17 protein-coding genes are annotated in these 23,802 nt (G+C 67.4%); 7 read left to right on the plus strand and 10 right to left on the minus strand.

Going from position 1 to position 23,802, the window contains the following annotated elements:
* Positions 1–12 precede the first annotated feature (12 nt).
* From ACXJKM_RS12830 to ACXJKM_RS12840, 3 genes are read right to left on the minus strand one after another with little or no spacing between them, the layout of a single operon-like run.
* Positions 13–1,596, minus strand: a complete 1,584-nt coding sequence (locus ACXJKM_RS12830; RefSeq protein ID WP_457352738.1) for a DHA2 family efflux MFS transporter permease subunit — start codon at positions 1,594–1,596, stop codon at positions 13–15.
* Between the two features lie 7 nt (positions 1,597–1,603).
* The gene (locus tag ACXJKM_RS12835) at positions 1,604–2,692 is read right to left on the minus strand and encodes an HlyD family secretion protein (RefSeq protein WP_457352740.1); all 1,089 of its coding nucleotides are present in this window, start codon (positions 2,690–2,692) and stop codon (positions 1,604–1,606) included.
* A complete protein-coding gene (locus ACXJKM_RS12840) occupies positions 2,689–3,555 on the minus strand; it encodes a pirin family protein (RefSeq protein WP_457352742.1) in 867 nt (288 codons plus the stop codon). Before ACXJKM_RS12840 ends, ACXJKM_RS12835 begins: the two co-directional genes overlap by 4 nt.
* 84 nt (positions 3,556–3,639) lie before the next feature.
* On the opposite strand from ACXJKM_RS12840, the gene ACXJKM_RS12845 reads away from it, so the two are divergent.
* Positions 3,640–4,572, plus strand: coding sequence for a LysR substrate-binding domain-containing protein (locus ACXJKM_RS12845; RefSeq protein ID WP_457352744.1), 933 nt, complete (start codon positions 3,640–3,642; stop codon positions 4,570–4,572).
* Positions 4,573–4,664: 92 nt separating this feature from the next.
* Here ACXJKM_RS12845 and ACXJKM_RS12850 read toward each other — a convergent pair whose 3' ends face one another.
* Positions 4,665–5,801 (minus strand): epoxide hydrolase family protein, encoded by a 1,137-nt coding sequence (locus tag ACXJKM_RS12850; protein ID WP_457352746.1) that lies wholly within the window; start codon positions 5,799–5,801, stop codon positions 4,665–4,667.
* 204 nt (positions 5,802–6,005) lie between these two features.
* Between ACXJKM_RS12850 and ACXJKM_RS12855 the strand changes: the two genes are divergently transcribed.
* The gene (locus tag ACXJKM_RS12855; RefSeq protein WP_457352748.1) at positions 6,006–6,791 is read left to right on the plus strand and encodes a carbonic anhydrase; all 786 of its coding nucleotides are present in this window, start codon (positions 6,006–6,008) and stop codon (positions 6,789–6,791) included.
* Between the two features lie 15 nt (positions 6,792–6,806).
* On the opposite strand, the gene ligA is transcribed toward ACXJKM_RS12855, so the two are convergent.
* The gene (ligA, locus tag ACXJKM_RS12860; protein ID WP_457352750.1) at positions 6,807–8,840 is read right to left on the minus strand and encodes an NAD-dependent DNA ligase LigA; all 2,034 of its coding nucleotides are present in this window, start codon (positions 8,838–8,840) and stop codon (positions 6,807–6,809) included.
* A gap of 34 nt (positions 8,841–8,874) precedes the next feature.
* On the opposite strand from ligA, the gene ACXJKM_RS12865 reads away from it, so the two are divergent.
* On the plus strand, positions 8,875–9,399 hold the full coding sequence (locus ACXJKM_RS12865; RefSeq protein WP_457352752.1) for a hemerythrin domain-containing protein: 525 nt from the start codon (positions 8,875–8,877) through the stop codon (positions 9,397–9,399).
* A gap of 196 nt (positions 9,400–9,595) precedes the next feature.
* A complete protein-coding gene (locus tag ACXJKM_RS12870; RefSeq protein ID WP_457352754.1) occupies positions 9,596–11,458 on the plus strand; it encodes a carbohydrate-binding module family 20 domain-containing protein in 1,863 nt (620 codons plus the stop codon).
* Between the two features lie 120 nt (positions 11,459–11,578).
* Here the strand turns inward: ACXJKM_RS12870 and ACXJKM_RS12875 are convergent, their stop codons facing one another.
* From ACXJKM_RS12875 to smc, 4 genes are all read right to left on the minus strand, one after another.
* The gene (locus ACXJKM_RS12875; RefSeq protein ID WP_457352756.1) at positions 11,579–12,868 is read right to left on the minus strand and encodes a hemolysin family protein; all 1,290 of its coding nucleotides are present in this window, start codon (positions 12,866–12,868) and stop codon (positions 11,579–11,581) included.
* Between the two features lie 33 nt (positions 12,869–12,901).
* A complete protein-coding gene (locus tag ACXJKM_RS12880) occupies positions 12,902–15,616 on the minus strand; it encodes a putative bifunctional diguanylate cyclase/phosphodiesterase (RefSeq protein ID WP_457352758.1) in 2,715 nt (904 codons plus the stop codon).
* 171 nt (positions 15,617–15,787) lie between these two features.
* Complete coding sequence (locus ACXJKM_RS12885) at positions 15,788–16,834, minus strand: cell division protein FtsZ (RefSeq protein ID WP_457352760.1); 1,047 nt, start codon at positions 16,832–16,834, stop codon at positions 15,788–15,790.
* Positions 16,831–20,346 carry a chromosome segregation protein SMC gene (gene smc, locus ACXJKM_RS12890; protein ID WP_056202165.1) on the minus strand — a complete coding sequence of 1,172 codons (3,516 nt, stop codon included), beginning with the start codon at positions 20,344–20,346 and terminating at the stop codon, positions 16,831–16,833. Before smc ends, ACXJKM_RS12885 begins: the two co-directional genes overlap by 4 nt.
* Before the next feature lie 158 nt (positions 20,347–20,504).
* Between smc and queF the strand changes: the two genes are divergently transcribed.
* Positions 20,505–20,945, plus strand: coding sequence for a preQ(1) synthase (gene queF, locus ACXJKM_RS12895; RefSeq protein WP_056202531.1), 441 nt, complete (start codon positions 20,505–20,507; stop codon positions 20,943–20,945).
* Here queF and ACXJKM_RS12900 read toward each other — a convergent pair whose 3' ends face one another.
* Positions 20,946–21,728, minus strand: coding sequence for a substrate-binding periplasmic protein (locus tag ACXJKM_RS12900; RefSeq protein ID WP_056202162.1), 783 nt, complete (start codon positions 21,726–21,728; stop codon positions 20,946–20,948).
* A 47-nt stretch (positions 21,729–21,775) separates the two neighbouring features.
* On the opposite strand from ACXJKM_RS12900, the gene dapC reads away from it, so the two are divergent.
* Positions 21,776–22,981 carry a succinyldiaminopimelate transaminase gene (gene dapC, locus ACXJKM_RS12905; protein ID WP_056202159.1) on the plus strand — a complete coding sequence of 402 codons (1,206 nt, stop codon included), beginning with the start codon at positions 21,776–21,778 and terminating at the stop codon, positions 22,979–22,981.
* Positions 22,978–23,802 (plus strand): 2,3,4,5-tetrahydropyridine-2,6-dicarboxylate N-succinyltransferase, encoded by an 825-nt coding sequence (gene dapD, locus ACXJKM_RS12910; protein ID WP_056202156.1) that lies wholly within the window; start codon positions 22,978–22,980, stop codon positions 23,800–23,802. The genes dapC and dapD overlap by 4 nt, the downstream gene beginning before the upstream one ends.

Genomic DNA, 23,802 nt, shown 5'->3' on the forward strand with positions numbered 1-23,802 from the left:
GGGGGTGGGCCATCAATGTGCGGCTTCGGCGGCGCCTGCGCCACCGAGCACCTTCTTGCTCATCCAGACGATGAACACGCAGCTGATCAGCGCGATGCCCAGGATCAGGAAGGCGTCGTTGTAGGCCATGACGAAGCTGTCGCGGCGCACGACGTTGTCCAGGGCCTTGATGGCCATGTCCTGGGCGGTCGCGAGGTCGGCGCCCTTGGACGCAAAGTTCTGCGCCAGCGTGTCCAGGCGAGCCTGCGTGGCGGGGTCGTAAAGGCTGATGGACTCGCCGACGCGGGCGCTGTGCAGGTGCTCGCGGTTGGTCAGCAGCGTGGCCAGCGTGGCGATGCCGACGGAGCCACCGAGGTTTCGCATCATGTTGAACATGCCCGAGGCGCTGGGCAGCAGGTTGGGCGGGACACCGTTCACCGCAAAGTTGGTCAGCGTGATCATGATCAGCGGCTGGCCCAGGGCGCGGACGATCTGCGCGAACAACAGTTCCGGGCCGGCCGTGTCGGCGCTCATGTGCGTGTTCATGAAGCACGAGGTGGCGAACAGCGCCAGGCCCACGCTCATCATCACGCGGTTGTCCAGCTTGGTGGACAGCTTGGCCGCGAAGGGCATGATGAAGAGCTGCGGCAGGCCCATCCACATGATGACGATGCCGATCTGCATCGGCGTGTAGCTGGCGATCTGGCCCAGGTACAGCGGCAGGATGAAGGCCGAACCGTAGAGGCCCATGCCGGTCGCAAACGCAATGACGCCGGCGATCAAGAAGCTGGGGCGGCCGAGGATGTGCAGGTCGATGAAGGTGTTCTTGCGCGTCAGGCCGCGCCAGGCCCAGCCATAGATGCCGCCCACCGCCAGCACGGCGGCCGTGATGATGAAGGGGCTGGCGAACCAGTCCTTGGCATTGCCCTCTTCGAGCATCGCGGTGAGAGACCCAAGGCCGATGGCCATGAAGACGACGCCCCACCAGTCCACTTCACGCAGCAGCCGCAAGTTCATCGGCTCCTTGTCCAGGCCGATGCTGACGCCGAGCATCAGCAGGATGCCGGGTGCCCAGTTGATGTAGAAGATGCTGGGCCAGCCATACAACTCGGTCAGGTAGCCGCCGACGGTGGGGCCAAGCGTCGGTGCCAGCGTGGCGGTCATGCCGAACAGCGCAAGGCCGATGGGGCGCTTGTTCAGCGGCAGCTTGCGCGTGACAAGCGTCATCGCCATCGGGATCATGACGCCACCGGTGAAGCCCTGGGCCGCGCGGAAGGCGATCATGGACTCCAGGCTCCAGGCCATGCCGCACAGCGTGCTGAAGAGCAGGAACAGCGCGACGTTGACGACCAGGTAGCGGCGCGTGGAGAACACCATCGACAGGAAGCCCGCGAGCGGGATGACGACGATCTCGGCGACCAGGTAGGCGCTGGAGATCCAGGAGCCCTCTTCCTGCGTGGCCGACAGCGCACCGAGGATGTCCCGCAGCGAGGAGTTGGTGATGGCGATGTCCAGCACCGCCATGAAGGCACCCAGCAGGCTGGCCAGCACGGCCAGCCAGGTGCGGCCGCTGACCTTCTGGTCGGGCGGCGGGGGGAGGTAGTTCTCGTTGCCCATGTCAGGCTTACTCGGAAATTTCGACTTCCACCTGCACCGAGAGGCCCGGCACGATGCGTGTCGCGGCTTCACCCAGGCTCTTCAGGCTCTCGGGCTCGAACACGACCTTGACGGGCACGCGCTGGACGATCTTGGTGAAGTTGCCGGTCGCGTTGTCCGGCGGCAGCAGCGCGAAGCTGGCGCCCGAGGCTGGGGCAAAGCTGTCGACATGGGCTTCCAGTTCCTTGCCCGGGAAGGCGTCGACCTTCACGTGCACCTTCTGACCCGGCTTCATCTTCGCGAGCTGGGTTTCCTTGAAGTTGGCGGTGATCCAGACCTCGGGCTCGACGATGGCCGCCAACTGCTGGCCGGCCTGCACGCGCTGGCCGACCTCGACCGTGCGCTTGCCAACACGGCCGTCGCTGGACGCCCGCAGCTCGACATAGCCAAGCTGGTTCTGAGCGTCCTTCAGCAAGGCCTGCGTCGCACTCTTTTGCGCGTTGGCCGACTGGCGCGCGCTCTCGGCAGCCGCGATGGCTTCCTTGGCCGCCGAGGCGCCGGCCTTGCGGGCGGTCAGGTCGGCACGGGCGACATCGCGAGCGGCAAGGGCGGCATCCAGTTCCTGCTTGCTCGTGGCGCGCAACTCGGCGCCGAACAGTGCCTGGCTGCGCTTGGCGTCCAGCTCGGTGCGGGCCAGCACGCTCTCAGCCTGGGCGACCTGCGAGTTCGTCACCGCGGCCTGGGCCTTGGACTGGGCGATCTGCGCAGCCGTCGTTGCGATGGCCGCGTCGGCCTGGGCGATCTGGGCCTTCAGGCGCTCGATCTGCACGGCCGCATCGGCCGGGTCCAGGCGCAGCAGCACGTCGCCGGCCTTGACCACAGCGTTGTCCTGCATGCGCATCTCGGTGACGACACCAGCCACGCGCGTGGCGACGGGGTGCAGGCGGCCGGCGACGAAGGCGTTCTCGGTCTCGACGAGATGCTGTGCGCGCCACCACATGCGGCCACCCAGGCCGATACCGCCAATCAGCAGGATCGCGCCGACGATGAGCAGGGGCACGGGCGGGCCGCTCTTGGCAGGCTTCGGGGCAACGGTGTTGTCTTGCGGTGCATTCATGACAGGGTTTCCTTGTTGTTGCTTGAGGTTGTTCTAGGGCTGAGGCGGCCCATGCCGCCAGACTGGAATCGCTGCAGCGCGGCCACAACCTGGCCTTCGTTGCTCATGACAAAGGGGCCGTGGCGCACGACGGGCTCGAAAAGCGGCCGGCCGCAGAAGCAGGCCAGGCGCAGCGCCTCAGCGGCCACGATGCGGGCGCCGCCACCGACGGACACGCTCAGGGCTCGGCCGGTGGTCAGTGGCAGCTCGCCGGTGTGGCCGCTGCCGTGGATGGGGATGGCAAAACCCTGCTCGCCCTCGGGCAGCACGAAATCGAAGGCAGCGCCGGCGTCAATGTCGACCAGCACCAGCGAGGTCGACCAAGGCAGGTCCAGCCCGGTGTCGGCGCTGAAGATCTGAATGGCGCGCCAGCCGTCACCCACGCGGCGCGGCATCTGCTCGGCAGCAAGCCGCATGACGGTAGGCGCGCGCAGCTTCTGCTCGGCGGGCAGGTTGACGAAGATCTGCAGGCCATGGGCTTCGCGGCCCGCCTCGATGGGAAATTCGTCATGCATGACGCCCCGGCCGGCCAGCGTCCAGTGCAGGCCACCCGGCAGGATTTCATGCTCGCCGCCCAGCGAATCGCGGCTGACCATGCCGGTGGCCGAGTCGTCGAAGAGATAGGTCACCGCCGAGAAGCCTGCATGCGGATGCGGCGCAAACGCCGGCTCGGTCATGCGGAAGTGGTCGACCATGATGAAGGGGTCGAGCAGCGCCAGCGGCTCGCGCCAACCCTCGGCCTGGAAGCCGGCGCCGATGCGGTGCCTTTGGGGCTGGAGAAGACGGGCGGTTGACATGATGGCCGCGACTGTAGAGAGTTCCATTTATGGCGAATAGCCACAAAACTCAAACTCACCGTTCCGGAAACGAAACGAAACCAAACGAGAAACAGCGAGATAAACGACGCCATGAAGATCGACGACCTCTTGCTGCTGGCCCAGGTTCACAAGGCGGGATCGCTGTCCGAGGCCTCCCGCCAGCTCGACCTGCCCAAGGCAACCTTGAGCCGGCGCCTCACGGCGTTGGAGACCTCGGTAGCCGCCCGCCTCTTTGTGCCCGGCGCCAGCCGGCTGACGTTGACGGAGCTGGGCGAGCAACTCGCCGAACGCGCTGCCCGCCATGAAGAGGACATCGCCGAGACGCGCGAATGGCTGGCCTCACGCGATGCCACACCCACAGGGCGACTGCGCGTGTCCGTGCCGGCCGAGTTCGCGATGCTGGTGCTGGCGGAAAGCTTTGCGCGCTTCGTACGCCGCTACCCCAAGGTGGAGCTGGAGGTGGACACGACGCCACGCCGTGTCGACCTTTTCAACGAGCCCTATGACGTGGCCGTGCGCATGGGCCCGGTGGACGAGCCCGACCTGGTGGCGCGCCAGTACATGCTGTTGGAGCGAGGCCTGTATGCCAGCCCGGTCTATCTGCAGGCCAGGCCCGCACCGCAGACGCCTGCAGACCTGGCCGAGCATGACTTCGTCGTGCTGACCCAGGGCAAGGGCATGTACCGCACGCTGCAGAACGGCAAGCAGACGGCCGAGGTGCATCCGGTTGGCCCGCTGGAAGCGAACTCCATCGGCCTGGTGCTGTCACTGACCCGCGCCGGCGGCGGGCTCGGCAGCTTTCCCTTCGGCATGGTGGCGTCGGACATCGCCGCGGGCACGCTGGTGCCTGTGTTGCCCGAGTGGAGCTACGAGCCCCTGCCCGTGACGCTGCTGACGGCCAGCCGCCGGCTGATGCCGGCCAAGACGCGCGCCTTCATCGACCACCTGTTCGAGACCGTGCCCGAATGGGCGCATGTGAAGGGCGTGCTGGGGCCGGACGCGACGCCGCGGCGCAAGCCCTGATCAGGCGCCGGCCGGCCGCGCCACCTCCACCGCCGGGGCGGCGTACTCGACCTGTTCGATGCGAGCGATGAAGCGCGAGGCCGGCCTCGTGCTCAGTTCACCTGGGCAAAGAAGCTGCGGATGTCATCGATCAGCAACTGCGGCGCATCCGTTGCGGCGAAGTGGCCGCCCTCCGGCATCTCGGTCCACTGGCGGATGTTGCTGTGCGAACGCTCGGCAAAGGCCCGCACGGAGCGAAAGTCGTTCGGGAAGGAGGCGACCGCGGTGGGCGCCGCGTTGGGCAGCTCGCGGTAGCCGGCGCCGGTGCGGGCGTTCTCCAGATAGAACTCGGCCGCCTGGCCGCCGGTGGCCGTGAACCAGTACAGCGACACATGCGTCAGGAAACGCTCGCGATCCATCGTGGTGGCGGCCTCGCCCTCGAAGCCGAAGAAGAGCTCGGCATTCCAGGCCAGCTGCGCGACCGGTGAATCGACCAGGCCGAAGCCGAGCGTCGCCGGCCGCTTGGACTGGATCTCGGCGTAGCCGTTGTACTTCTGGAAGCGCGCCAGGTTGCCCAGGCCGGCCTTCTCGAAAGGCGACAGCTTCTCCATCTCGCCCGGCGCGCCGCTCGGGAAGGCAAAGATCTGCTGCAGGTGCACGCCCACCAGCCCTTGCGGATTCAGGATGCCCAGCTCGCGGGTCACCAGCGCGCCGGCGTCGCCGCCCTGAGCGCCGTAGCGCTCATAGCCGAGGCGCTTCATCAGCACATCCCACGCGGCGGCAGTGTGGGCGGCGTCCCAGCCGGGCCCCGCCAGCGGCGACGAGAACGCGAAGCCAGGCAGCGACGGGATGACGAGATGAAAGGCCTGCGCGGGGTCGAGGCCATGGGCGCGCGGGTCGCTCAGCGGGCCGATCAGGTCGAGGAACTCGGCCACCGTGCTGGGCCAGCCATGGGTGAGGATCAGCGGCAGCGCATGCGGCTCAGGCGAGCGCACGTGCAGAAAGTGGATCGTCTGGCCGTCGATCTCGGTTGTGAACTGCGGGTGGCGGTTCAGCGCGGCTTCCTGCTGGCGCCAGTCGAAGCCGTTCAGCCACTGGTGGGCCAGTTCACGGACGAAAGCGACGGGCTGGCCGCGGCTCCAGTCCTGCGCCACGGCCTGCGGCCAGCGCGTCTGGCGCAGGCGTTGCTTCAGATCGTCGATGGCGGCTTGCGGGATGTCGATGTGGAAGGGGCGGATGGCAGCGGTCATGGTGGGCTCCAGGTGAGGTGAATCGATGGAACCCAGTGTCCGCAGCGGTCGGTTTGGGGTCTTGTAAAAACCCGCCACGGGGCGCTTGCATTTCTTCATCCACCGGCTGTCCGGAAGCTGTCGCCAGGGCGGCGGCTCTCGTCACACAATGACCGGCGCCGCCTCCCGCGCGGCGGCGTACTTCCAAGACTCAAGGAGCCGCACATGAAAAGGATTTCCCAGCTCAACGCCATCGCGCTCACGGCAGCCCTGCTGCCAGCCGCCGGCTTCTGCGCCGAAACGGCGACCGCACACCCCGGCCAGCACCCGGCCCACTGGACTTACAGCGGCGTGACCGGGCCGGCCAAATGGGCCAGCGTCGACGAGAAGTTCGGCACCTGCGCGATGGGGCAGACCCAGTCGCCCATCGACATCCGCACCACCGACGTCCAGTCGGCTGCCCTGCCCGCGATCAGCTTCGACTACAAGCCCACGCCGCTGAAGATCATCGACAACGGCCACACCGTGCAGGTCAACATCGCGCCGGGCAGTTCGATCACCGTCGGCGACAAGCGCTACGAGCTGCTGCAGTTCCACTTCCACAAGCCCAGTGAGGAACGGGTGAACGGCAAGGCCTATCCGCTCGTGGCTCATCTCGTTCACAAGAGCGAGGACGGCAAGCTGGCCGTCGTGGCGGTGTTGATGGACAAGGGTGCCAGGCTGCCGCTGATCCAGGCCGTGTTCGACAACCTGCCCAAGGCCAAGGAGCAGGAGTCCAGCGTCGCCGGCCTTGGCATCGACCTGAACGCCCTGCTGCCCGACAACCGCGCCTACTACAGCTTCGCCGGCTCGCTGACGACGCCGCCCTGCAGCGAAGGCGTCAGCTGGTTCGTGCTGAAGACGCCGGTGCAGGTGTCTGCCGAGCAGATCGCCCGCTTCGGCCGCGTCTATGCAATGAACGCCCGACCCGTGCAGCCGCTCAACGGCCGGGTCATCCAGGTCAGCCAGTGAGCGGGCGGGCGCTGCTCAGGCGCCCGTCTCCAACAAGGCCCGCAGGCCGGCCTCGTCGAGCACGGGGACGCCGAGGCTGCGGGCCTTCTCCAGCTTGCTGCCGGCCTCCTCGCCGGCGATGACGTAATTCGTCTTCTTCGACACCGAGCCGCTGACCTTGCCGCCCGCCTCCTCGATCAAGGCCTGGCCCTCGTCGCGCGAGAGTGTTGGCAGCGTGCCTGTCAGCACCAGCGTCTTGCCCAGCAGCGGCCGCGGCCGGTCGTCGGCCTCGCCGGCGCTTTCCTTCGGGCTTACGCCGGCCGCCAGCAGCTGCTCGACGACCTCGCGGTTGTGCGGCTGGGCGAAGAACGTGTGGATGCTGGCCGCGACGATGGGGCCGACATCAGGCACTTCGAGCAATTGCTCGACGCTGGCGTTCATCAGCTTGTCCAGCGTGCCAAAGTGCCGCGCCAGCTCCTTGGCCGTCGTCTCGCCAACCTGGCGGATGCCGAGCGAAAACAGGAAGCGCGCGAGCGTGGGCGTCTTGCTCTTTTCCAGCGCGTCAACGATGTTCTGCGCGCTCTTCTCAGCCATGCGGTCCAGCGCCGCGAGCTTGGCGACACCGAGTTTGTAGAGGCCGGGCAGGCTCAGCACGATGCCGGCGTCCACGAGTTGCTCGACCAGCTTGTCGCCCAGGCCTTCGATGTCCATCGCGCGGCGGCCGGCGAAGTGCAGCATGGCCTGCTTGCGCTGGGCCGGGCAGAACACGCCGCCCGAGCAGCGGTGGTCCATGCCGCCGCGCTCGCGCACGACCTCGCTTTTGCAGACGGGGCAGGCGCGCGGCATGTGGAAGTTGGGGACGTAGCTGGCGCGCTCGCCGGGCACGCGGCCGACGACCTCGGGAATCACGTCGCCGGCGCGGCGGATGATGACCTTGTCGCCGACGCGCACGCCCTTGCGGCGCATCTCGAAGACGTTGTGCAGCGTGGCGTTGCTGACGGTCGTGCCACCGACGAACACCGGGTCCAGCCGCGCCACCGGCGTCAGCTTCCCTGTCCGACCCACCTGCACGTCGATGGCCAGCAGCGTCGTCACCTGCTCCTGGGCCGGGTATTTGTGGGCCACGGCCCAGCGCGGCTCGCGGGTCTTGAAGCCGAGCCTCTGCTGCAGCTCGCGGGAATTGACCTTGTAGACGACACCGTCAATGTCGAACGGCAGGTCGTCACGCGCAGCCGCCACGCGCTGATGGAATTCGACCAGGCCCGCCGTACCGGCTGCGACCGTGCGCAGCTTGTTGACGGGCACGCCGAAGTCGGCCAAGGCATCGAGCAGACCCGACTGCGTCGCCGGCAGCGCCCAGCCCTGCACGTCGCCGATGCCATAGGCGTAGAAGCTCAGCGGCTTGTCGCGGGCCTGGCGCGAGTCGAGCTGGCGGATGGCGCCGGCGGCCGTGTTGCGCGGGTTGACGAAAGTCTTGTCGCCCTTGGCGCGCTGGCGCTCGTTCAGCGCCTCGAAGGCGTCGCGTCGCATATAGACCTCACCACGCACCTCCAGCACCGGCGGGGCGTCACCTTTCAAGCGCAGCGGGATCTGGCCGATGGTGCGCACGTTGTGCGTGACGTCCTCGCCCGTCTCGCCGTCGCCGCGCGTGGCGGCCTGCACCAGCACGCCGGCTTCAAAGCGCAGGTTGATGGCCAGGCCGTCGAATTTCAGTTCGGCGTTGTAGTCGACCAGTGCGTCGCCCTCCTTCAGCCCCAACTCGCGGCGTACGCGGGCGTCAAAGGCGATGGCTCCGCCTTCGGTCGTGTCGGTCTCGGTCGTGATCGACAGCATGGGCACGACATGGCGCACCGGCGTCAGCCCCGGCAGCACGGCGCCGATGACGCGCTGGGTGGGCGAGTCCGCCGTCAGCAGCTCGGGGTGGGCCGCCTCGATGGCCTGCAGTTCGGCGAAGAGCTTGTCGTACTCGGCGTCCGGCAGTTCGGGCGCGTCGAGCACGTAGTACTGGTGGGCGTGATGGTTCAGCTGGGCGCGCAGATCGGCGGCGCGGGAGGCGGGGGCGGCGGTCATGGGGGCATTTTGTCGCGGTCGGACAATCCGTCGCATGAGCTCCCGTGTCGATTTCCTGCACGCCGGCCCCGCCGTCGGTTTCGACCAGCCCTTCGAGATGCTGGCCGCCTGTCACGAGCGCGTGCGCCGCAGCCTGGACCTGCTGCAGCGCCTGCATGCACATGTCCAGCAGCATGGCGTGGACGCCCAGGCGCGCGACGCTGCGGCCGATGTGCTGCGCTATTTCGACCGCGCCGGCCCGGCTCACCACGAAGACGAGGAGCGTCATGTGCTGCCGCGGCTGCGCAGGGCTGGCCTGACGGATCTGGCCGATCGACTGCACGCCGACCACGTCGAGATGGGGCGACTGTGGGCGCTGTTGCGCGAGCCTCTGCTCGCATGGACCGGCGGAAGAACCGCGCCTCTTGATGCCAACGTGTTACTTAACTACACAACTCTCTATCAGGCCCATTTGGCAGCCGAAGACGATCAAGCATTCCCCATCGCCCAGTCCAATCTGGACAAAGCGTCCCTCTCCAATATTGGAGAAGAGATGGCATCGCGTCGGAAATCGCTCTGAGTCACCTCGCCGCCGCCGAATGTTCTAGGGATTTTGCTCGTTGATTGGTAGTTTTCCTACATTTAAATTACCGCCGTCTGTCTAGAGTCGCAGCACTTTCCTGAACGGGAAAGGCGGCCAGGGTAAGCAGTCGATTGGCCGAACCCAGCCGCCCCATGACGAGGGCGGCGGTCGACCACATGACGGAGACACACCCATGCCATCGCTGCTGCCCGCGAGCTTCCGACTCGCCCCTTCTCTCTCGTTCGCGCTCGCACTGAGCGCCGCCCTCGCCTCACCGGCCCACGCGCTGAACCCCAACTCGACATCGGTCCAGATGTTCGAGTGGTCATGGCCCGACATCGCCACCGAATGCACCCAATGGCTGGGCCCCAAGGGCTTTGGCGGCGTGCAGATCTCGCCGCCCGGCGCGTCCAAGAACGCCAATGGCTGGTGGGGCGTCTACCAGCCCGTCAACTACACCAACCTGACCAGCCGCATGGGCACGCCCGGGCAGCTACAGACCATGATCAACACCTGCCACACGGCCGGTGTGCGCGTCTATGCGGACATCGTCGTCAACCAGATGGCCGACGGCAGCGGCACGGCCACCGATGGCTCGACCTGGAACGCCGGCACGCTCGCCTACCCCTTCTTCAGCGCCAGCGACTTCCACGCCAACTGCAACATCGCCGACAGCGACTACAACTCGCCGTCGGGCCGCTGGGCGGTACAGAACTGCCGCCTCGGCGGCCTGCCTGACCTGTCTACCGAAAGCAGCTATGTGCAGGGCCAGATCGTCAACTACCTGAAGGCCCTGCTGGCCATTGGCGTGGACGGCTTTCGCATCGATGCGTCCAAGCACATGCCGGCCGGCGCCTGGACGTCGATCATGAACGCCGTGAAGGCCGCCTACCCGACGACGCTGCAGGGCGAGCCGATCTGGGTCACGCAGGAGATCATCAACGACGGCGAGGTGGACCGGCCGAGCTACTTCCCCGTAGGCACGCTCAACGAGTTCCAGTTCACGTCGGCCATGCGCGATGTCTTCCGCAACAACAACGGCCTGAACCTCGCGAGCATCCCGAGCGTCATGGGCACCTGGGGCAACTGGGGCGGCAGCTGGGGCTTCATCCAGCCGCAGAACGCAACCGTCTTCATCACCAACTGGGACACCGAGCGCAACGGCGGCTCGCTGAACATCAACAACAACGGCGGCGCCGATGCGACCGGGCAGCGCTACACGCTGGCGCACGTCTTCATGCTGGCCCAGGGCTATGGCGAGGCCCAGCTCTATTCGGGCTTCAAGTTCACCGACACCGGTGCCGACCGCCCCAGCGCCAGCCCCTATAGCGGCGGCGCGCCACAGATCAACGTCGTCTGGGACTTCGCCCACCGCTGGACGCCGCTGGCGAACATGGTGGCCTTCCGCAATGCCAGCCTCGGCCAGGCGCAGCAGAACTGGATCGTCGGCAACAACGGCAACCAGGTCGCCTTCAGCCGCGGCAATGTCGGCTTCGTCGCGCTGAACAACAGCGGCAGTGCCTGGACGCGCACGTTTGCCACGGGTCTCTCCGCAGGCACCTACTGCAACGTCATCAACGGCACGAAGAACGCCGCCGGTACTGGCTGCACGGCCGACTCGATCACGGTGGATGCCAGCGGCAACGCCAGCATCACGGTGCCGGCCAACAGCGGCAGCCCCACGCCGGCCGTGGCCATCTACACCGGGCAGAAGACCAGCGGCGGCGGCAGCAGCAGCTGTGCCGTGACCTTCACGATCGCCAACGCCAACACGGTGATGGGCGAAAACCTGCGCGTCGTCGGCAACGTCAGCGGCCTCGGTGCCTGGGCACCGGGCTCGGGCTTCGCGCTGACCATCCAGGGCTCAGGCGCCAACGTGCCGTGGACGGGCACCGTCAGCCTGCCCGCCGGCACGGCGATTCAATACAAGTATGTGAAGTGGAACGGCTCGTCGGCCGTCTGGGAAAGCAATCAAGCCACCGGCAGCGGCAACCGCGAGTTCACGAGCTGCGCCAGCGGTTCGCAGGCTCGCAGCGACGGCAACTTCAAACCTTGAGAGACGACGCTCCGACGTGGCGCAGGAAGCGTCGCGAGCGGGCTCAGGTGGGGTCGAGCAGCACAGCCGTACACCCGTACGGCGCGCAGCACAGGCCCCAGATGTGCCCGCGCAGTAGCTTCATGCGCTACGTCGGGTGATCATGACCTGGTCCACGCGGTAGCTGTCCACGTCAACCACCTCGAAGCGCCAGCCTTCCCACTCGACGACATCGGTGCGCCGCGGAATGCGGCGCAGCATGACCATCAGGAAGCCGGCCAAGGTGTCGTAGGTGCCGGCATGCGGCCAGCCCTCGATGCCGAGCGACCGCTCGACATCCGGGATGGGCGTGATGCCGTCGGCCAGGAAGGAACCGTCCTCGCGGCGCACGATCTGCTCCTCGTCGTGCGGCGCGACGAGACTGCCCATCACCGTATTCATCACGTCGTTCAGCGTGATGACGCCCACCACGCGGCTGTACTCGTTGACGACGACGGCGAAGTCCTCATGCGCGTCGCGGAACTGGGTCAGCATCTCGGACAGCGTCAGCCTGTCGGGCACGATGAGCACTTTCTTGACCAGCACGCCGCCGTCCTCGCGCAGCGACAGTTTCTCGTCGCGCAGCACACGCTGGAACAGGTCGGTTGCGTCCACGTAGCCGACGACCTGGTCGACGTCGCCGTCGCAGACGACGTAAGTCGAGTGGGGCGTGTCGGCGATGCGGTTGCGGATCAGCACGTCATCGTCGTCGCGCGAGAAGAAGACGATGCGCTCGCGCTCCGTCATCACCGTCTCGACGGTGCGCGTGTCCAACTCGAACACGTTGGCGATGACCTGCTGCTCCTCGTCCGCGACGACGCCGGCCTGGTAGCCGGCCTCGGTCAGCGCGAGGATGTCGCGGTAGCTGATGGTCTCGTCACGCTTGGCCGGCAGGCCCAGCACGCGGATCAAGCCCTCGGTGATGCCGCTGAACAACCAGGCCAGGGGCTTCAGCACGCGGCACAGGGCCAGCATGGGGCCTACCAGCGTCATGGCGACGCGCTCCGGCTCGTTCATCGACAAGCGCTTGGGCACCAGGTCGGCCAGCACGATGAAGAGCGATGTGATGCTGATGAAGGACGCGGCAAAGCCCAGCGTCGCGGCCAGTTCGGGTGAAACGACGAGGCGCAGCGCCGCTTCGAAATGCGGCGTGAACGCACCCTCGCCAACGATGCCGGCCAGGATGGCGACCGTGTTGACGCCGATTTGCACGACGGTGAAGTAGTCGCCCGGGTGTTCCTGCACAGCCAGCACCTTGGCTGCGCGGGCATCGCCGGAGTCGGCGCGCTGCTGCAGGTTGAGCCGCCGCGAGGCCGCCAGTGACAGCTCGGCCATCGAGAAGAAGGCGCTGGCGGCGATGAGGAGGGCAATCAGCAGCAGGCTGGTGGTCAAGCGCCGAGTCCGAGGTCTGAATGGAGCTTCAGTTTATTCCGCGATCCCGCCCTCACGGCTGCACCGCTCCAGGAAGGCCGTCGCCTCTCGCACGGGCTGCGGGCGCGCATAGCCAAAGCCCTGCATCACGTCGCAATGCCAGTTGCGCAGGCAGGCCTCCTGGCTGGCATCCTCAACGCCTTCGGCCACCACCGTCATACCCAGGCTGTGCGACAGCTGGATCATGGCCTGCACGATGGCCGCACCGCCCTCGTCCTGGCCGAGGTCTCGCACGAAGGCGCGGTCGATCTTCAGGCGGTTGATGGGAAAGCGCTTCAGATAGGCCAGGCTCGAATAGCCGGTGCCGAAGTCATCGATGGCCAGGTGCAGGCCCAGCGCACGCAGCTCGGCCATCTTGGTGATGGTGGACTCGGCGTCGTCCATCATGGCGCCCTCGGTGATCTCCAGCTCGATGAAGTGCGGGTCCATGCCGCTGCTCTCCAGCGCCTCGCGCACCGTGGCCATGAACTCGGGATGCTGGAACTGCCGCGGCGAGATGTTGATGGCCATCACGGGCCGGCCCAGCCCGCTGTCATGCCAGATCCTGGCCTGGCGGCAGGCCTGCTGCAGCACCCAGCGGCCAATGGGCACGATGAGACCGGATTCCTCGGCCAGCGGAATGAAGCGGTCCGGCGCAATCAGGCCGTCGGGGCTGCGCCAGCGCAGCAGGGCCTCAAAGCCCGACAGCCTGCGCGTGCGCAGATCGCACTGCGCCTGGTAGAAGAGTTCGAGTTCACCGCGCTCCAGGGCCTGTGACAGCCGTGCTTCCAGTTGCAGCCGGTCCTGCTGGTCGGCCAGCAGGCCTGCCGTGAAAACCACCGCGCTGTTGCCCGGCTGGCCCTGCGCCTGTCGCATGGCGAGCTGGATGGCCTTGGCCACGTCGGAGGTCTGCGCGCCGTGCCGCGGGTATTCAGCGGCACCGATGCTCAAGGTCACCGCGAGCTGCTGGCGCTGCACTTCGAAGACAGGCTGCATCACCTGCAGCAGCTGCTCCAGCAGGCTGCGCAGGGCGGCGTCATCGCCCAGTGCGGGCACGATGGCACCGAAGGAAAGTCCGTCCATCCGGTAGAGCCGGCCGCCGGCGCCCTCGACGACGGACTTCAGCCGAGCTGCCACCTGGCACAGCAAGTCGTCACCGGCGGCATGGCCCAGGCTGCCCATGATGCGGCTGAAGCGATTGATGGCTATCCCCAAGCCGATGAAGCTCTCGTTGCCGAGCTCCCGGGCCCGCCGCTCCAGTGCGCGCCGGTTGGGCAGGCCGGTCACGCGGTCATGCAGGCCGACGTAAGCCAGCTCGGCGTTGTGGGCCTGCAGCGTGCGGTTGGCCTTGCGGGCGCGGCGATACAGGGTCACCGTCAGCAGCACGACGATGAGCAGGGCGAGGGCCAGGCCCAGGGTCAGCCGCCTTTCGCTGCTGTGGCGCTCGAGCTGGCTGGCTTGCAGCTCGTTGTCATGCTTGAGGCTCTCCAGGGCGCGCTGGTTCTGCTCGAAGCTGGAGCGGCGCTGCAGTTCCAGCACCGTGCTGACACGGTCGTTGCGCACCAGCTCGGCCTCCAGCCCCAGTGCCTTGCGCGATTGGCGCAGCGCGCCCGCCGCATCGCCCAGGGCTTCCAGCAGGCCGGCATGCCGGTTCAACTGCTCCAGCAGGCGCACCTTGCGGCCCTGCTTCTCCAGCGACGCCAGGCCCTCGTTCACCAGTTGGTCGCCGGGGGCCGTCTGGCGCAAGCCGAGTCGCGCCAGCCCGGAACTGATCGTGGCCACGGCCACAGCGTCCTCGTCACCTTCCTGTCGGGCCAACTTCAGCGCAGTCTCGGCATAGCGCTGCGCGGCCACAAAGTTGCGTGCGCTCAGGTGCAGGTCGGCCAGTTCCTGCACGACCTCCGCCTGGGTGTTGAACCAGGTCGCGCTGCCTGAAGCAGGATTCACGGCGGCAGCGCTGGCGGCCAGCGTGGGCTCGATCTGGGCGGCCAGCCGATGGGCCTGCTCCCGGGCCTGGTCGCGCGCCGGGCCGCGTCCGCCCTCCTCCTCGGCCAAGGATTCGATCAACTTGGCCGCCAGTTGCAGGGGCAGGCTGCCCGCGGACTCGGCCAGGCGAAAGGCCTGCTGCGCATCAGCACGGGCACCGTCGATGTCGTGCAGGACCAGGCGTATGGGCGCCAGCGCCATATGGGCCTGCGCCCCGCGCCGCGGGTTGGACTGGGCCTGCGCCGACCGGCTCGCCGCCGCGTAGCTGCGCAGGCCTTCCTGCAAATGCCCCGTCGCCAGGCTCAGATTGCCCGCTGTCATGAAGACCCAGTAACGCAGAGGCTCGTCCTGGGTCTTTTCCACCCAGGGCAGGGACGCGTTCACCCAGTCGTAGGCGACGCTCAGGCGGCCCGACAGTTGCAGGACGGTCGCGCGCAGTGCCAGCGCCGAAGCCATGGCCGCGGCGTTGCCTTCGCGCTCCCCCAGGTCGATGAGCTCGGCCGTCGCCGCATCGACCACCGTGAACTGGTCCATCATGCCGTGGGCATAGCCCCAGGCGGCGAGGAAGACGCGCAGGTTGTCGCCGCCCAGAGCGCGGGCCTGCGCTTCCAGCGGCCGCAGGCGCGCGACCACCTCGGGCGGCTCGCTGCCATGGCTGGCTTCGATGGCTTCGATCTGCTGGGCGAGCGTGGGGGCGGCGAGGCTTGGCCCAGCGAGCAGCGACAGCAGCAACAGCCAACCCACCAGCCAGAACTGGGTGGCTGGACGAAGGATGGGACTGAAAACTTGGAGGAAGCCGCCGCTGCGCATCAGGCTTGAAGGGCCGTGTAACGCGCAGACTTTAGAAGCTTTGCCCCCCGCCGCCCCGTGGGCTGTCAGTCAGACCGCGGCGTTTGCGCGGCCAATGTCACGCGATCAGCTGAACAGCCTTCGTGCGGCAGGCGAGCCGGCGGCCAGATCACGCTCCGCCAAAGCTTCGTAGAGTTTCTTCAGCTCAACGTCGATGGACGCGAAGGCATGCAGGCCCAGCACCTGGCCACGGTCGTCGCAAACCTCGGCCTCCAGATCGCGGGCCAGTGCGCGGGCCGACTCCTGCCAGAGCGCGAACGGCTCCTGATCGGCCGACGTCTGCGGCACGTCCAGCGCCAGCGTCAGCTCGCGCAGCGACAGGGCTTCGGGGTCTTCAGCCAGCGCAGCCTGGGCATCGAACTGCAGCGTCAGCACCGGCGGCGCGCCCTCTTCTGCCGACGGCATGACGAGGCGGCCCGGCAGCGCACCGGCGACGAAGCCGTGGCGACCCGCGGCCTGCTGCACAAAGCCTGGCGTCCAGGCCGCGGCCTTGGCACGCAGCAGCAGGGCAAGCTGGGCGTCATGGCTGGCCGCGAACTGATCCAGCTCGCGGGCGCGGGCGACGACGTCCAGCATGTCGGGGAACTGCACGAAGCCGCCAACGCCGTCGGCAAAGGCCTGGATCTTCTGCACGAACTCCGAGTACTCGATCTCGTTGAGGGCGCCGCTGCGGTTGGCCATCTTCAGCCCGGCCTGGAATTCGCTGTAGCGCTGGCCGGGCGCGGGCAGTTCCCAGTCGCCGGTTGCGGCATTCAGACCTTCGATTTGCAGCGGCTTGGTGCCGGCGCGGCGGCTGCCGGGCTGGTGCTGCAGGGCCATTTCGCCAGAGATGGGAGCCTCGACGGTGATGGTCGCGATGGCGTCAATCAGCGCGTCGATCCGCGCCGACGGCCGGCGCAGCGGGCGGGCCACAGCGGGCAGCGTCGCTTCCAGCGCCTCGGCCTCGGCAGTCGCCTCCGCCGTCACGGGCGGCGCGTCGAAATGCGGCTCCTCCAACGACGGCACGGCGCGCTTCGGCCCCGCCTTGCGGGCGGCCCAGGCGCCCTGGGCCACGACACCGATCAGCACCACGCCGCCCGTGATGGCCAGAAGTTCGGTCAACGAAACGTTCATGCCGCCTCCGCCATCGCCAGGGCTTTGTCCATGTCGACGGCCACGATGCGCGACACACCCTGCTCCTGCATGGTCACGCCAATCAGTTGTTCAGCCATTTCCATCGCAATCTTGTTGTGCGAGATGAAGAGGAATTGCGTGCCCGCACTCATCTTGGTGACGAGGCGCGCATAACGCTCGGTGTTGGCGTCGTCCAGCGGTGCGTCCACTTCGTCCAGCAGGCAGAAGGGCGCCGGGTTGAGCTGGAAGATCGCGAACACCAGCGCGATGGCCGTCAGCGCCTTTTCGCCGCCCGACAGCAGGTGGATGGTGCTGTTCTTCTTGCCCGGCGGCTGGGCCAGGACCTGCACGCCGGCGTCCAGGATCTCGTCGCCCGTCATCACGAGGCGCGCCTCGCCGCCACCGAACAGCTCGGGGAACATGCGGCCGAAGTGGTCGTTGACCTGGTTGAAGGTCGAGCCCAGCAGGTCGCGCGTCTCCAGGTCGATCTTGTGGATCGCGTCTTCCAGCGTCTTGATGGCCGAGTTCAGGTCGGCGCACTGCGAGTCGAGGAAGGTCTTGCGCTCGCGGGCCGTGGTCAGCTCGTCGAGTGCGGCGAGGTTGACGGCGCCCAGGGCCGCGATCTCGCGGTTGATGCGATCGATCTCGCCCTGCAGGCCGTAGAGCTTGACGACGCCGTCTTCGATGGACTTGGCCAGCACTTCCAGGTCGACGGCCGCCGCTTCGAGTTGCTCGCGGTACTGCGCACCGCCGAGCTGGGCGGCCTGCTCCTCGAGCTGCAGCTTGGTGATGGCCTCGCGCAGCGGGTCCAGGCTGCGCTCGAAACCCATGCGCTGCTCGTCGGCCTTGCGCAGGCGCAAGCTCAGATCGTCGTAGTTGGTGCGCACGGCGGCCAAGGCCTGCTCGCGTTCGACCTTGACGGCCAGCGCGTCCTGCAGCCCGGCTTGCGCCGCGGCGTCGTTCAGCGTGTCCAACTCGCCTTGCAGGCTGGCGGCCGAGGTTGCGACGGTGGCGATCTGCGCCTCTGCAGTTTCGATGCCACGCTGCAGCTCGCCGCGGCGGGCAGCCAGCGTCTGGGTTGCGAAGCGCGCTTCCTGAGAGCGGCGCTCCAGCGCGCGCAATTGCTCGCGCGCATCAGCCAGCTTGCGCTCGGCGGCGATGGTGCCGTCTTCGAGCTCCGCGTGGCGCTGCTGCGCGTCGCCGAGCTGGATGTCCAGTTCCTCGAAGCGGGCCTCGCCGACGGCGCGGCGCTCCTGCAGGCCTTCCTGCTGGGCGGCGATCTCGGCCAACTCGGCATCCAGCACGCTGCGGCGCTGCTGGCTGGCTTCGGCCTGTTGGGAGAGGCGCAGCAGCTCGACGTGGATCTGGTGGGCGCGGGTCTGCGCCTCACTGGCCTCGCGGCGCAGCGTCGTCAACCGTCCATTGGCGTCGTTGAACTGGTGCTCGATGCGGCTCAGCGACAGGCGAGCCTCGTCGGCGATCAGGTTCTGGGCGCGCTGGGCCGTCGTCAGCTGCTCGATCTCCTGGGCGCGTGCCAGCAGGCCGGCCTGCTCGGAGTCGGGCGCGTAGAAGGTGACCGAAAACTGGCCAACGGCGTGGCCGGCCGGCGTCAGGATCAGCTCGCCGTGCGTCAGCTTGCCGCGCGCGGCCAGCGCGTCATCGAGCGTCGGCGCGGTGTAGACGCCTTCCAGCCAGTCATTCAGCAGCGCGGACAGGCCCGCGTCGTTCAGGCGCAGCAACTCGCTGAGCTTGGGCAGCGTCTCGTGCGTGTTGGCGATGGAGCCGCTCGGCGTCGAATAAAAAGCCAGGCGAGCTGGCGGCGAGTCGGCCTCGAAGGCACGCACCGTGTCCAGCCGGCCGACGCTCAAGGCGCCCATGCGCTCGCGCAGCGCGGCTTCCAGCGCGTTCTCCCAACCCTGGGCGATGTGCAGCTTGGTCCACAGGCCTTGCAAGCCATCAAGGCCATGCTTGGCCAGCCAGGGCTTGAGCTTGCCCTCGGTCTGCACCTTCTCCTGCAGGGCCTTTAGCGCTTCGAGCCGAGCGGTCAGGTCGGACTGCCGGGCGAGCTGGGCGTTGGTGTCCTGCTGGGCGTTGCGGCGCTGCTCTTCGAGTTGCGGCACCTGCTCGGCCAATTCCTGCAGGCGAGCGTCGGACAGATCGCGCGCCTCGTCGGCCGCTGCGCTGCGCTCCCGCAGGGCTTCCAGCGCCTCGTGATCGGGCGCACCGAGGGCGCGCGACTCGGCCGTCAGCTTGTCCTCGCGCTGGCGCAGCGCCCTCGCCTGCTCGTCCACGCTGCGGCTCTCGGCCGCCAGCACCTGGATCTGCTGCTGCACCTGGGCGACCAGGGCACGCTGCTCGTTGGCTCGGGCCTGGGCGGCACGCACGGCGTCCTCGCTCTGCGGCAGCTGGGCCTGCTGCTCCTCGGCCTGGGCGGCCAGGATCTCGCTCTGTTCGTCGGCGCCGGCAATCTGCTCGGCAATGCCTTCCAGCTCGGCCTTGGCCTGTTCGACGCGCTCGCGCCACTGGCCGTCCTGCGTGTGCAACTCGGTCAGGCGGGCTTGCGCGCGGTTGCGGCTCTCGACGACAAAGCGGATGCGCTCTTCCAGCCGGCTCACTTCGAGCTGGGCCTCGGCGTAGCGGCCTTGTGACGCGTGCAACTCGTCGCCCGCCGCGTAGTGGGCCTGGCGAACTTCTTCCAGCGTGGCCTCGACGGCGCGCAGCTCGGCAGTGCGCGACTCCAGCGCATTCAGCGCCTCGGCGTGTGCCGCCTTGACGCGCGTCGCCTCGTTGCCGGCGTCGCGCAGCTTCAGGAACCACAGTTGATGCAGCTTCAGCGTGCCGCTGTCCTGCAGGCTGCGATAGCTCGCCGCGACCTCGGCCTGGCGTTCCAGCTTCTCCAGATTCGCGTTCAGCTCGCGCAGGATGTCGTCGACGCGGGTCAGGTTCTCGCGGGTGTCCTTGAGCCGGTTCTCGGTCTCGCGGCGGCGTTCCTTGTACTTGGACACGCCGGCCGCTTCTTCCAGGAACAGGCGCAGCTCTTCCGGCTTGCTCTCGATGATGCGCGAGATGGTGCCCTGGCCGATGATGGCGTAGGCGCGCGGCCCCAGGCCCGTGCCCAGGAAGACGTCCTGCACGTCGCGGCGGCGCACCGGCTGGTTGTTGATGAAGTAGCTGCTGGTGCCGTCACGCGTCAGCACGCGCTTGACGGCGATCTCGGTGAACTGGTTCCACGGGCCGCCGGCGCGGGCGGATTGGTTGTCGAACACCAGCTCCACGCTGGAGCGCCCCGCGGGCTTGCGGTTGCCCGAGCCGTTGAAGATGACGTCCTGCATGGACTCGCCACGCAACTCACTCGCCTTGCTCTCTCCGAGCACCCAGCGCACCGCGTCCATGATGTTGGACTTGCCGCAGCCATTGGGCCCGACGACGCCGACAAGTTGCCCGGGCAACTGGAAGGTCGTGGGTTCAGCAAAGGATTTGAAGCCGGCCAGCTTGATCGAGTTCAGCCGCATGAAGCTTGCGCGTAAGCCCTTGATTTGGCTAAAGAAAAGCGCCTTTCAGGGGCGCTTCAACGGGGTCGGATGATAGCATTCGCACCCTCTCTGATTGACCCTGCATCATGGCTACCAAGAAGTCCGCCTCCGCCCCCGCCGCCAAGAAGAAACCCAAGATGCGCGAGGTGCCCAAGAACCCGCCCACCAAGCCCAGCAAGGACATCCTGGTCTTTCCGAATCCGAACCCGGAACGCGACTACGTCATCCAGTTCCAGGTGCCCGAGTTCACCTGCCATTGCCCGCTGACCGGCCAGCCCGATTTCGCCCACTTCACGATCGACATGATTGCGGACGAACTCTGCGTGGAGCTCAAGAGCCTGAAGATGTACTTCTGGAGCTACCGCAACGAGGGCGCCTTCCACGAGAAGGTCACCAACACCATCCTCGACGACATCATCAAGGTCACCGACCCGCGTTTCATCCGCATCACGGCCAAGTGGTATGTGCGCGGCGGCATCTACACCAACGTGGTGGCCGAGCACCGCAAGCCCGGCTGGACGCCCGCGCAGCGCGTGGACCTGCCGGCCCATGGGTTTGAGTCGGGGATGCTAGGCTGATCAGCGTTTCATGATGGGGTTGCGCCGCCACGCGTCCTGGTTGTCATCGACGATGCGGCCGGCGTTCAAGGTGGACAGATAGCGCTTGAGCATGGCATCGAACTCCTGCAGCCGCCCCAGGCAGGCGCTTCGGCGTGACCAGCCCACATAGTTCAGCGCCTCAGCCGCATAGGGCTTGAGCGCAACGTACTTGCCCTCGTTGCCGCTGGTGATCAGATGGGACAGTGCCGGGTAATGTGGCGAAATGAAGTAGTCGATGCGGCCGGCGTCGAGCTTCAGGAAGTTCTCCTTGATGCCCGGCCCTGCCTCGACATTGAGATTGGCCTCGATGTACTCGTCCAGCCCGTCACCGAACCGCGTGCCATGCGTGACGCCGCCGCGCAACCCGCGCAGGTCTTCGCGTTTGGTGAACTTCAGGTTTTGCCCGGCTCGCACAAACACCGACGAAGGGTTGGTGAAGATGGGCGTGTCGGCGAAGGCCAGGTATTGCTCGCGCTCGGCATTGCGCTTGAGTTCGGTGACGATATCCACCTCGCCGACGCGCGCGTTCTGCAGCACGCGCACGAACGGCCCGACATAGCGCAGTTCATAGGGCAGCTTGATCGCTTGCAGCACGGCCAGCACCACATCGACGCTGGCGCCCCGCAGCGTCTGGCCGTCATACCAGGCATAGGGCGGGTACTCGGGATCGGCCGTCACGACGACCTTCTGGCAGGCTGCCTGGCCCAGGGCTGCGCCATTTGCGGCAAGCAGCGCGCAGATCAGCCAACAGCGTTTCGTCACATGCCTCCCCAGGCTGCAGATCACGGGCCGCGCCCTATCATGCCTGCATGAGTTTTCCCGTCAATCCGCGGCTCGACCGGCTGCACCCCTATCCTTTCGAGCGCCTGCGCGAGCTGACCGCCGGCATCACGCCCAATCCCGACCTCGCGCCCATCTCGCTGGGCATCGGCGAACCGCGCCATGCCGCACCGGCCCTGATCGCGGAGGCCATCAGCAACTCGATGAAGAGCCTGGCGGGCTACCCGGCCACTGCCGGCACGCCGGCCCTGCGCGAGGCCATCGTTGGCTGGATCGCGCGTCGCTACGGTTTGACGCTGGACCCGGCCACGCAGGTTCTGCCCGTCAATGGCTCCCGCGAGGCGCTGTTTGCCATCGCCCAGACCGTCGTCGACTCGAGCCGACCCGGCGCCACCGTCGTCTGCCCCAATCCCTTCTATCAAATCTACGAAGGGGCCGCGTTGCTGGCCGGTGCCGAGGTGGCCTACGCCAATTCCGATCCGACGCGCAACTTCGCCGTCGACTGGCGCCAGATCGATGACGCGACCTGGGCGCGCACCCAGCTGCTCTATGTCTGCTCGCCGGGCAACCCGAGCGGCGCGGTGATGCCGCTGTCGGAATGGCAGGCCCTGTTCGAATTGAGCGATCGCCACGGCTTCGTCATCGCGTCGGACGAGTGCTATTCGGAGATCTATTTCCGTGACGAGGCGCCCCTGGGAGGCCTTGAGGCCGCTGCCAGGCTGGGCCGCCCCGACTTCCGCAACCTGATCGCCTTCACGTCCCTGTCCAAGCGCTCCAACGTACCGGGCCTGCGCTCGGGTTTCGTGGCCGGCGACGCGGCCCTGCTGAAGAAGTTCCTGCTCTACCGCACCTATCACGGCAGCGCCATGAGCCCCATCGTGCAGGCGGCCAGCATCGCGGCCTGGGGCGACGAGGCCCATGTGGTCGAAAACCGGGCCCGCTACCGCCACAAGTTCGCCGAAGTCACGCCCCTGCTGGCTGACGTTCTGGACGTGGCCCTGCCCGACGCCGGCTTCTACCTCTGGGCGGCTGTTCCAGGCGGTAACGACGTGCGCTTCGCCCAGGAGCTGCTCGCTCAATACAATCTCGCCGTCCTGCCGGGCAGCCTGCTGGCGCGCGAAGCCAATGGCAGCAACCCTGGCGCCGGGCGCATCCGCCTGGCTCTCGTGGCCGACGAGGCCGAATGCCTCGAAGCCGCCCGCCGCATCGTCTCCTTCACGAAATCTCTCCCATGAACACCGCTGAACTGCAAAGCCTGATCGACCTCGCCTGGGACAACCGCGCGGCGCTGGATCCCACCAACGCGCCCGAGTTGCGCCAGGCCGTCGAGCACGTCATCGCCGAGATGGACGCCGGCCGCCTGCGCGTGGCCACCCGCGAAAGCGTCGGCCAGTGGACGGTGCACCAGTGGGTCAAGAAGGCGGTCCTGCTGTCCTTCCGGCTGAACGACAACCGCATCATGGGCGACAAGGAGTTGACCTTCTTCGACAAGGTGCCCACCAAGTACGCGGGCTGGAGCGACGAGCAGCTGCGCGCCAGCGGCGTGCGCATCGTGCCCCCGGCCGTCGCGCGCCGCGGCAGTTTCCAGGCAAAGAATGTCGTGCTGATGCCCAGCTACGTGAACATCGGCGCCTACGTGGATGAAGGCGCCATGGTCGATACCTGGGCCACCGTCGGCTCCTGTGCGCAGATCGGCAAGAACGTGCACCTGAGCGGCGGCGTCGGCATCGGCGGCGTGCTGGAGCCGCTGCAGGCCAACCCGACCATCATCGAGGACAACTGCTTCATCGGTGCCCGCTCCGAGGTCGTCGAAGGCGTCATCGTCGAGGAGAACTCGGTGATCTCGATGGGCGTCTACATCGGCCAAAGCACGCCGATCTACGACCGCGCCACCGACACCGTCAGCTACGGCCGCATCCCGGCCGGCTCCGTCGTCATCTCGGGCAGCCTGCCCAAGGATGGCGGCCGCTACTCGCTGTACGCGGCCATCATCGTCAAGCGGGTCGACGCGCAAACGCGCTCCAAGACCAGCATCAACGAACTGCTGCGGGCCTGA

Source organism: Roseateles sp. P5_D6 (genome assembly GCF_054049415.1).

Bases quoted from the DNA above. Each gene is read 5' to 3' on its own strand.
- ACXJKM_RS12830 (WP_457352738.1), bottom strand. From the start codon at position 1,596: ATGGGCAACGAGAACTACCTCCCCCCGCCGCCCGACCAGAAGGTCAGC.
- ACXJKM_RS12835 (WP_457352740.1), bottom strand. From the start codon at position 2,692: ATGAATGCACCGCAAGACAACACCGTTGCCCCGAAGCCTGCCAAGAGC.
- ACXJKM_RS12840 (WP_457352742.1), bottom strand. From the start codon at position 3,555: ATGGAACTCTCTACAGTCGCGGCCATCATGTCAACCGCCCGTCTTCTC.
- ACXJKM_RS12845 (WP_457352744.1), top strand. From the start codon at position 3,640: ATGAAGATCGACGACCTCTTGCTGCTGGCCCAGGTTCACAAGGCGGGA.
- ACXJKM_RS12850 (WP_457352746.1), bottom strand. From the start codon at position 5,801: ATGACCGCTGCCATCCGCCCCTTCCACATCGACATCCCGCAAGCCGCC.
- ACXJKM_RS12855 (WP_457352748.1), top strand. From the start codon at position 6,006: ATGAAAAGGATTTCCCAGCTCAACGCCATCGCGCTCACGGCAGCCCTG.
- ligA (WP_457352750.1), bottom strand. From the start codon at position 8,840: ATGACCGCCGCCCCCGCCTCCCGCGCCGCCGATCTGCGCGCCCAGCTG.
- ACXJKM_RS12865 (WP_457352752.1), top strand. From the start codon at position 8,875: ATGAGCTCCCGTGTCGATTTCCTGCACGCCGGCCCCGCCGTCGGTTTC.
- ACXJKM_RS12870 (WP_457352754.1), top strand. From the start codon at position 9,596: ATGCCATCGCTGCTGCCCGCGAGCTTCCGACTCGCCCCTTCTCTCTCG.
- ACXJKM_RS12885 (WP_457352760.1), bottom strand. From the start codon at position 16,834: ATGAACGTTTCGTTGACCGAACTTCTGGCCATCACGGGCGGCGTGGTG.
- smc (WP_056202165.1), bottom strand. From the start codon at position 20,346: ATGCGGCTGAACTCGATCAAGCTGGCCGGCTTCAAATCCTTTGCTGAA.
- queF (WP_056202531.1), top strand. From the start codon at position 20,505: ATGCGCGAGGTGCCCAAGAACCCGCCCACCAAGCCCAGCAAGGACATC.
- dapC (WP_056202159.1), top strand. From the start codon at position 21,776: ATGAGTTTTCCCGTCAATCCGCGGCTCGACCGGCTGCACCCCTATCCT.
- dapD (WP_056202156.1), top strand. From the start codon at position 22,978: ATGAACACCGCTGAACTGCAAAGCCTGATCGACCTCGCCTGGGACAAC.